The 6,890-nt window shown below is 62.5% G+C and carries 10 protein-coding genes, 3 tRNA genes and 2 pseudogenes; 3 read left to right on the top strand and 12 right to left on the bottom strand.

Annotation, left to right across the window (positions count from 1 at the left end; genetic code table 11):
- From VN856_RS08525 to VN856_RS08475, 11 genes and pseudogenes are all read right to left on the bottom strand, one after another.
- Positions 1–146: pseudogene (locus VN856_RS08525) on the bottom strand (50S ribosomal protein L1); the annotation flags it as partial.
- Between the two features lie 67 nt (positions 147–213).
- Positions 214–642: a 50S ribosomal protein L11 gene (rplK, locus tag VN856_RS08520; RefSeq protein WP_325687983.1), complete on the bottom strand. Its 429-nt coding sequence runs from the start codon at positions 640–642 to the stop codon at positions 214–216.
- 25 nt (positions 643–667) lie between these two features.
- Positions 668–1,345 (bottom strand): transcription termination/antitermination protein NusG, encoded by a 678-nt coding sequence (nusG, locus tag VN856_RS08515; protein ID WP_325687985.1) that lies wholly within the window; start codon positions 1,343–1,345, stop codon positions 668–670.
- Positions 1,346–1,519: 174 nt separating this feature from the next.
- A complete protein-coding gene (gene secE, locus VN856_RS08510; RefSeq protein ID WP_325687981.1) occupies positions 1,520–1,966 on the bottom strand; it encodes a preprotein translocase subunit SecE in 447 nt (148 codons plus the stop codon).
- Positions 1,967–2,023: 57 nt separating this feature from the next.
- A tRNA-Trp gene (locus tag VN856_RS08505) sits at positions 2,024–2,096 on the bottom strand.
- Positions 2,097–2,232: 136 nt separating this feature from the next.
- Positions 2,233–2,733: a (3R)-hydroxyacyl-ACP dehydratase subunit HadC gene (gene hadC, locus VN856_RS08500; RefSeq protein WP_325687979.1), complete on the bottom strand. Its 501-nt coding sequence runs from the start codon at positions 2,731–2,733 to the stop codon at positions 2,233–2,235.
- 3 nt (positions 2,734–2,736) lie between these two features.
- On the bottom strand, positions 2,737–3,165 hold the full coding sequence (hadB, locus tag VN856_RS08495; protein WP_325687977.1) for a (3R)-hydroxyacyl-ACP dehydratase subunit HadB: 429 nt from the start codon (positions 3,163–3,165) through the stop codon (positions 2,737–2,739).
- On the bottom strand, positions 3,152–3,631 hold the full coding sequence (gene hadA / locus VN856_RS08490) for a (3R)-hydroxyacyl-ACP dehydratase subunit HadA (RefSeq protein WP_325687975.1): 480 nt from the start codon (positions 3,629–3,631) through the stop codon (positions 3,152–3,154). Before hadA ends, hadB begins: the two co-directional genes overlap by 14 nt.
- Positions 3,632–3,682: 51 nt before the next feature.
- A complete protein-coding gene (rpmG, locus tag VN856_RS08485; RefSeq protein WP_003898538.1) occupies positions 3,683–3,850 on the bottom strand; it encodes a 50S ribosomal protein L33 in 168 nt (55 codons plus the stop codon).
- A 39-nt stretch (positions 3,851–3,889) separates the two neighbouring features.
- Positions 3,890–3,963: transfer RNA gene (locus VN856_RS08480), tRNA-Met, on the bottom strand.
- Positions 3,964–4,015: 52 nt separating this feature from the next.
- Positions 4,016–4,088: transfer RNA gene (locus VN856_RS08475), tRNA-Thr, on the bottom strand.
- A 117-nt stretch (positions 4,089–4,205) separates the two neighbouring features.
- Between VN856_RS08475 and VN856_RS08470 the strand changes: the two genes are divergently transcribed.
- The 3 genes from VN856_RS08470 to VN856_RS08460 all read left to right on the top strand — a co-directional run bounded on the left by VN856_RS08470 (position 4,206) and on the right by VN856_RS08460 (position 6,571).
- Positions 4,206–4,922, top strand: coding sequence for an MBL fold metallo-hydrolase (locus tag VN856_RS08470; protein ID WP_325687974.1), 717 nt, complete (start codon positions 4,206–4,208; stop codon positions 4,920–4,922).
- Between the two features lie 63 nt (positions 4,923–4,985).
- Positions 4,986–5,834, top strand: a complete 849-nt coding sequence (locus tag VN856_RS08465) for a hypothetical protein (protein ID WP_325687972.1) — start codon at positions 4,986–4,988, stop codon at positions 5,832–5,834.
- 38 nt (positions 5,835–5,872) lie between these two features.
- Complete coding sequence (locus tag VN856_RS08460; RefSeq protein ID WP_325687970.1) at positions 5,873–6,571, top strand: crotonase/enoyl-CoA hydratase family protein; 699 nt, start codon at positions 5,873–5,875, stop codon at positions 6,569–6,571.
- Here the strand turns inward: VN856_RS08460 and VN856_RS08455 are convergent.
- Positions 6,568–6,890, bottom strand: a pseudogene (locus tag VN856_RS08455) (phospholipase); the annotation flags it as partial. The gene VN856_RS08460 and the pseudogene VN856_RS08455 overlap by 4 nt on opposite strands.

The following is a 6,890-nucleotide window of genomic DNA, read 5'->3' as shown; positions in this document are numbered from 1 at the left end:
CCGAGCCGGATGGCCACCTCGACGGTCGAGTCCTGCTTGGTCGACGACGTCTCCTTGGCCAGCTTGGCGGCCTGCAACGGGGTGTAGAGGTTGTCGCGGTCCACCTTCTCGAGGGCGGCGCGATATGCCTTGCTGTTCTTGCTCATTCGTTAATCCAATCTGATGTTGGGTTGTGGTTGGCGGGCCGAAGCTGGCCCTCCCACGGGGACACCGCTATTCGACGGTGATCCCCATCGACCGGGCGGTCCCGGCGATGATCTTGGCGGCTGCGTCGATGTCGTTGGCGTTCAAGTCGGCCTTCTTGGTCTCGGCGATCTCGCGGACCTGATCCCAGGTGACCTTGGCGACCTTGGTGGTGTGCGGTTCGGCCGAGCCCTTGGCCACTTTCGCGGCCTTGAGCAGCAGCTTGGCGGCCGGCGGCGTCTTCAGCGCGAACGTGAAGCTGCGGTCCTCGTACACGGTGATCTCCACCGGGACGACGTTGCCGCGCTGGGAGTCCGTCGCGGCGTTGTACGCCTTGCAGAACTCCATGATGTTGACGCCGTGCTGCCCGAGCGCCGGACCGACCGGCGGGGCGGGGTTGGCTTCGCCGGCCTTGATCTGCAGCTTGATCAGCCCGACGACCTTCTTTTTCGGGGCCATGAGTGTTGGTGTTCCTTCCGTATTTCTAAATCTTGGAGACTTGGGTGAAGCCCAGTTCGACAGGTGTTTCGCGGCCGAAGATGGACACCAGCACCTTGAGTTTCTGTTGTTCGGCGTTGACCTCGTTGATCGTCGCCGGCAGCGTGGCGAACGGTCCGTCCATGACGGTGACCGATTCGCCGACGGCGTAGTCGACCTCGATCACCGGACGCTCCAGCTCAACCCCGGTGCTCGCGGTGCTCGCGGCGCCCTTGACGGGCTTCTTGGCCGCACCCTGCGGAAGCAGGAACTTGACCACGTCGTCGAGCATGAGTGCCGAGGGGCGAGACGTCGCGCCGACGAATCCGGTGACGCCCGGGGTGTTACGCACCGCGGACCACGAGTCGTCGGTCAGGTCCATCCGCACCAGGATGTAGCCCGGCAGTACCTTGCGGTTGACCTGCTTGCGTTGGCCGTTCTTGATCTCGGTGACCTCTTCGGTGGGCACTTCCACCTGGAAGATGTAGTCGCCGACGTCCAGGTTCTGCACACGGGTCTCGAGGTTGGCTTTCACCTTGTTCTCGTAACCGGCGTAGGAGTGGATGACGTACCAGTCGCCTGGCTTGGAGCGCAGGTCGGCCTTCAGCGCGGCGGCCGGGTCGACCTCTTCGGGCTCAGCCGGTTCCTCAGGTGCGGCGGGCGTCTCGGCGGCCTCGTCGGCCACCGGCTCGGCGGTCTCGTCGGCCACCGGCTCGGCGCTGGCCGTCTCCGGTGCATCGTCAGCGGTCACTTCTTGCAACGCGGCTTCGATGTCGACCGTCTCACCCACGGGCAGATTGCCGTCGGAGGTAGTCACGGTTTATGGGTCCTTCCCTTTTTATGTCAGCTCGTGGCGGCGTCAGCCGAACACCCACAGCACCAGCTTGGCCAAGCCAAGATCCACCAGGCCGATCAACGTCACCATGAACACCAGGAACGCCAACACCACCGAGGTGTAGGAGCCCATCTGCTTGCGGTTGGGCCAGATGACCTTGCGCAGCTCGGCGACGACCTGCTTGAGGTAGTTGAAGACGAAGACGAACGGGTTGTTCGACGGCTCGTCGGATTTGCGCGCCGTCTTGGCTTTCTTCGCCTTCTTGGCCTTCTTGCGCGTGTCGTCGTCGGCGTCGCTCTCGGTGAGCTCGACGGCGCCGGATGCGTCGGTGCCGTCTGCGGCCTCACCCCGGTGACGGGACCGCTTGCCGGTGGGCCGCTGCGGCGTCGCCACGGCCGTGCGACCGCCCTGCGAGTCGTCAGGTCCGCCGCCGTCGGCTGCGGCGTCGGCATCGACGTGTTCGTCGCTCACCGCATGCTCCTTCGTTCAATCGTGTGCGTGATGGTCACCTTCCAGTGTCCACCATTGCAGGGGCGACAGGACTTGAACCTGCAACCTGCGGTTTTGGAGACCGCTGCTCTGCCAGTTGAGCTACGCCCCTTCGCTGGTTGGCAGGCCAACCTGCGCGTGTCGGGGCCTTACCCGACGCGCGCGCTCGCCAACTGAGAAGAAAAACACGCTGGTACTGGGAAAACCCCGAGGTCCGAGTGTACATCGCAGCAGGTGTCAGGTACTAATCACGCCGTCCTGACGACTTGCCCGCTCTCCATGTCCCACTTGAGGTTGACCGAGTCGTCGCCTTCGTGACCCATCACCGTCGTGTACGCCTCCAACACGACCTCGCCGGCGTCGTTGGTGCAGGTGTTCTTGGTGGTCACGATGTCGGCGCCGAACCGTTCAACGACGGAGTAGACCTCCATTCGGGCATGCAGCACATCCCCGGCAAGGATCGGCTTGTGGAAGACGAAGCGCTGGTCGACCTGGACCATCTGTAATGATTCGTAGCCTGTATCGACCTTCCGCATAAAGTCCGCCTGGACCAGCTTGCCGAGGATCGTGACGAAAGTCGGCGGCGCGACGAGACCGTCATACCCGAGCTCGGCCGCCGCCTTTTCATCCAGAGATGCCGGGTCGTCTGCCTTGACCGCCTTGGCGAATTCGCGGACCTTCTCGCGGCCCACGACGTAGCTTTCCGGGTACTCCCAGACCATCCCGAGGATGTCGGTGTTGATCGCCACCAGTTAGGCCAACTTCGCTGACGCGATCGCCCGACCGAAGATCTTCTTTCCGTCGGTGGTAGCGGTCAACGCGATCGTCACCGACTTGCTGTCCGGATCGACCGACTTCACCCTGCCGCTGAACACGATCTCGGCACCCTTGCCGTCGTTGGGCACCGGGACCACGGCGGTGAATCGCACGTTGTACTCGGTGACCGCCCCGGGATCGCCGACCCACGACGTGACGAAGCCGCCACCCAGGCCCATGGTCAGCATGCCGTGCGCGATCGCGGTGTCCAGCCCGACGACCTTGGCGATTTCGTCATCCCAGTGGATCGGGTTCAGGTCACCGGAGACGCCGGCATAGCTCACCAAATCCTGACGGGTCAACGGGTAGATCTTCTCGGGCAGCTGATCGCCCACCTTCACCGAATCGAACTCACGCAGTGGCATCTCGGAATCCCTCATCTCCGTCTTCACCCGCGCGGCCCGCCAGGGTCGTGTAGGTCTCTTGAATAATGTCGCCCGCGTCGTTGGTGATGGTCTGCTTGGTCATAATGATGTCGGTGCCATGGGCCCGCCGGACCGACTCGATCTCCACGTCGCAATACAGCCGATCGCCGTCCTTGATCGGGGCGAAAAATTTCAGCGACTGGTCGACCTGAACGACCTGCGCGTCGTTGGTGGCGATGTTGGCCCACGCGAAGAATGCCTCCACGGCCTTATAGCCGAACACCGAGATGAAGGTCAGCGGGGCGATCAGGCCGTCGTAGCCCAGCTCCAGGGCAGCCTTTTCCTCATGGAAGGGACGGTCATCGTTTTTGACTGCGACCGCGTACTCGCGAATCTTCTCCCGCTCGACGATGTAGTAATCGGGGTAGCGGAAGCGCTTACCGATGGCATTCTGGCCCAGCGACATGACCCTTCAACCTACCTAGTCAGTCTCAATAGATTGCTGACGGGGGCTGTGTCAGCGTGTCTCGCGGTGAGCCTGGTGTTTGCCGCAGTTCGGGCAAAACTTCTTCAGCTCAAGCCGGTCGGGGTCGTTGCGGCGGTTCTTCTTGGTGATGTAGTTGCGGTGCTTGCACACCTCGCACGCCAAGGTGATCTTGGGCCGTACGTCGGTACTGGAGGCCACGTCGGTTCTCTTTTCGGGTTTTCGTTCGTTGTTGTCTTGTAGCGATGGCCGGACTCGAACCGGCGACCTAACGATTATGAGTCGTTCGCTCTAACCGACTGAGCTACACCGCCTCGGGACTGCTTTGTCTTCGTTCCGGGCCGCCTGCCTGCTCGGCGTCCACCGAGCCCCCTAACGGAATCGAACCGTTGACCTTTTCCTTACCATGGAAACGCTCTACCGACTGAGCTAAGGGGGCCGCACCCGAGCGACCGTTTTGGTCACGTCTCGGGCCTAAAAGAGGGTACAGCCTGCTCCGCAAGCGCACCAAACGGTGAGGTTTACCCCGCATCGCGGACCCGCTTAGGCTGAGCGGGTGCCTGATACCGACCGGTTGTACTTCCGCCAACTGCTCTCCGGCCGCGACTTCGCCCAGGGCGACGGGATCGCGGCGCAGATGCGCAACTTCGCCTACCTGATCGGTGACCGGCAGACCGGCGACTGCGTGGTCGTCGATCCCGCCTACGCAGCCGGCGATCTGGTCGACGTGCTCGAGGCCGATGGCCTGCATCTTTCCGGCGTGCTGGTCACTCACCACCACCCTGACCATGTCGGCGGCTCGATGATGGGCTTCGAGCTTAAGGGGCTGGCCGAGCTGCTCGAGCGGGTCAGCGTTCCGGTTCACGTCAATTCTCAAGAGGCGCAGTACGTTTCGCGGATCACCGGAATTCCGATGAGCGATCTCACCTCGCATGAGCACGGCGACAAGGTCAGCGTCGGCGCCATCGACATCGAACTGCTGCACACTCCGGGTCACACTCCGGGCAGCCAATGCTTTCTGCTCGACGGCCGGCTGGTCGCCGGTGACACGCTGTTTTTGGAAGGATGCGGGCGCACCGACTTTCCCGGCGGGGATTCCGACGAGATCTTTCGCAGCCTGCAGAAGCTTGCTCAACTGCCTGGCGATCCGACGGTATTTCCCGGACACTGGTATTCGCTCGAACCGAGTGCCTCACTATCAGAGGTCAAACGCTCTAACTACGTTTACCGTGTCGCTAATCTCGAACAGTGGCGAACACTGATGGGTGGATAGTTGTTCTCCAACGGGTCCTCCAGCGAATTTTCGTGCCTTTAATTGCTGTGATATAAGCGGAGGATGGGTGCTTCGATGGAATGGATCCACGATCGGTGGCACCAGGTGGCGGGGGCAGGATCCGGTACCTGGTTGGCGTGGGCTGTATGGGCCTTACTCGGCCTCGCCGTCATCGCCCTGATCTACGCGAATGCGCAAATACGTCGCAATCGCCGACTGGCATCCGATGAAATCCGTCCGCATGTCGGGATGTTCATGGAGCCGCATGCCGCGGACTGGCATGTAATTGAACTAGTCGTCCGGAATTTCGGAAAGACCCCGGCCTACGACGTCTCATTCACGTTTCCGCACCCACCGACCGTCGCCGAATACGAAAATGCCACCGATGGCTATGCCGACGTCGTCGAACTGCAACTCCCGCGCCAGTTGCCGACGCTGGCACCCGGCCAGGAATGGCGCACGGTGTGGGATTCGGCGCTCGACCGCACCGAGCTCGGTGAAGGCATCGAATCGCGCTTCCCGGGCACGGTGACCTACTACGACCGCGTCGAGATTCCCCGCGGCTGGAAATTCTGGCGCCCCAGCCGGCGTGCCCTGGAGACCAAGGTGGTGCTCGACTGGGCGTCGTTGCCGCCGGTTCAGCGCATCGAGTTGATGACGAACCACGACCTGGCCAAGCGGGAGAAGCAGAAGCTAGAACTGTTGCGCAGCCTGCTGACCTATTTCCACTACGCCGCCAAGGAAACTCGCGCCGACGTGTTCCGCTCCGAGATCGAGCGCATCAACCGCGCGGTCGACGAAACCAAGGACCGCTGGCGCACCCGGCAGATCGAGGCGCCGCCGACTGACGTCAGCTTGCGCTGGGGTAACGCCGAAGAGGAACTCGGCAAGCATCGCGGCGAGCGGGTCTAAGCGTCCGGGCTAATTTCCGGTCTGATTCAATCAACTCCATGAGCGACGGTCCGGTCAGTTATCGCCTCGATGATTCCATCGCGTTCATCACGATGGACGACGGCAAAGTCAACGTTCTCGGCCCGACGATGCAGCAGGCCCTCAACGACGCGCTCGATCACGCCGACCGCGACGATGTCGGCGCCGTCGTGATCGCCGGAAACCACCGGGTTTTCAGCGGCGGGTTCGATCTGAAGGTCCTGACGTCGGGTGAGGTCCAGCCCGCAATCGACATGCTCAAGGGCGGCTTCGAGCTTTCGCATCGGTTGCTGTCCTACCCCAAACCGGTGGTGATGGCCTGCACCGGCCACGCCATTGCGATGGGCGCTTTCCTGCTGGCCAGCGGTGATCACCGAATTGCAGCTCCCGGCTTCAACATTCAGGCCAACGAGGTCGCGATCGGTATGACGATTCCGTACTCGGCCCTGGCAGTGATGAAGCTGCGACTCACGCGGGCGGCCTTCCAGCAGGCAGCCGGCCTGGCGAAGACGTTCTTCGGTGAAACCGCGGTGGCCGCCGGTTGGCTGGACGAAATTGTCATGCCAGATATGGTGCTCAGCCGCGCCGAGGAAGCCGCACGCGAATTCGCGACGCTCAAGCAGCACGCGCATGTCGGCACGAAGCTGCGGACCCGGGCCGAGGCGCTGGCCGAGATTCGCGCCGGAATCGACAATATGGCAGCCGAATTCGAAGTCTAGGTTCCGGGGCGCCGGAAACGCTCGAGGTACTCGTTCCAGTCCCACGATTTCAGGAATGCTTCGGCCGCATCGTGGCCGCTTTGGTAGAGCTCTTGCATCTGCTTGGTGCCGATGTTGAAGTCGAGAAATCCGACTTTTGAGGAGTCGACGCGGATCGCCCGCGAGTCGACCCATGGTTGATTCAGGTAGGCCTGGTCGCGCCCGACGATCATCGTGGTGATCAGCGCTTCGATCAGCGGCGGGCCGCCGAAGAGCCAATTGACCGGCGCCAGAGCCGGAATCACCTTGTCGTTGCCCTGTGGAAGGTTGGGCAGCAACG

The organism is Mycobacterium sp., from assembly GCF_035603715.1.
In the GTDB taxonomy this organism is placed as follows: Bacteria; Actinomycetota; Actinomycetes; order Mycobacteriales; family Mycobacteriaceae; genus Mycobacterium.
Note: the sequence above shows the minus strand (reverse complement) of the source record. Positions and strands in the feature narration are given on the sequence as shown.

Coding starts and splice junctions, on each gene's coding strand:
- rplK (WP_325687983.1), bottom strand. CDS start 642: ATGGCCCCGAAAAAGAAGGTCGTCGGGCTGATCAAGCTGCAGATCAAG.
- hadB (WP_325687977.1), bottom strand. CDS start 3,165: ATGCCACTGCGTGAGTTCGATTCGGTGAAGGTGGGCGATCAGCTGCCC.
- hadA (WP_325687975.1), bottom strand. CDS start 3,631: ATGTCGCTGGGCCAGAATGCCATCGGTAAGCGCTTCCGCTACCCCGAT.
- VN856_RS08465 (WP_325687972.1), top strand. CDS start 4,986: ATGGGTGCTTCGATGGAATGGATCCACGATCGGTGGCACCAGGTGGCG.
- VN856_RS08460 (WP_325687970.1), top strand. CDS start 5,873: ATGAGCGACGGTCCGGTCAGTTATCGCCTCGATGATTCCATCGCGTTC.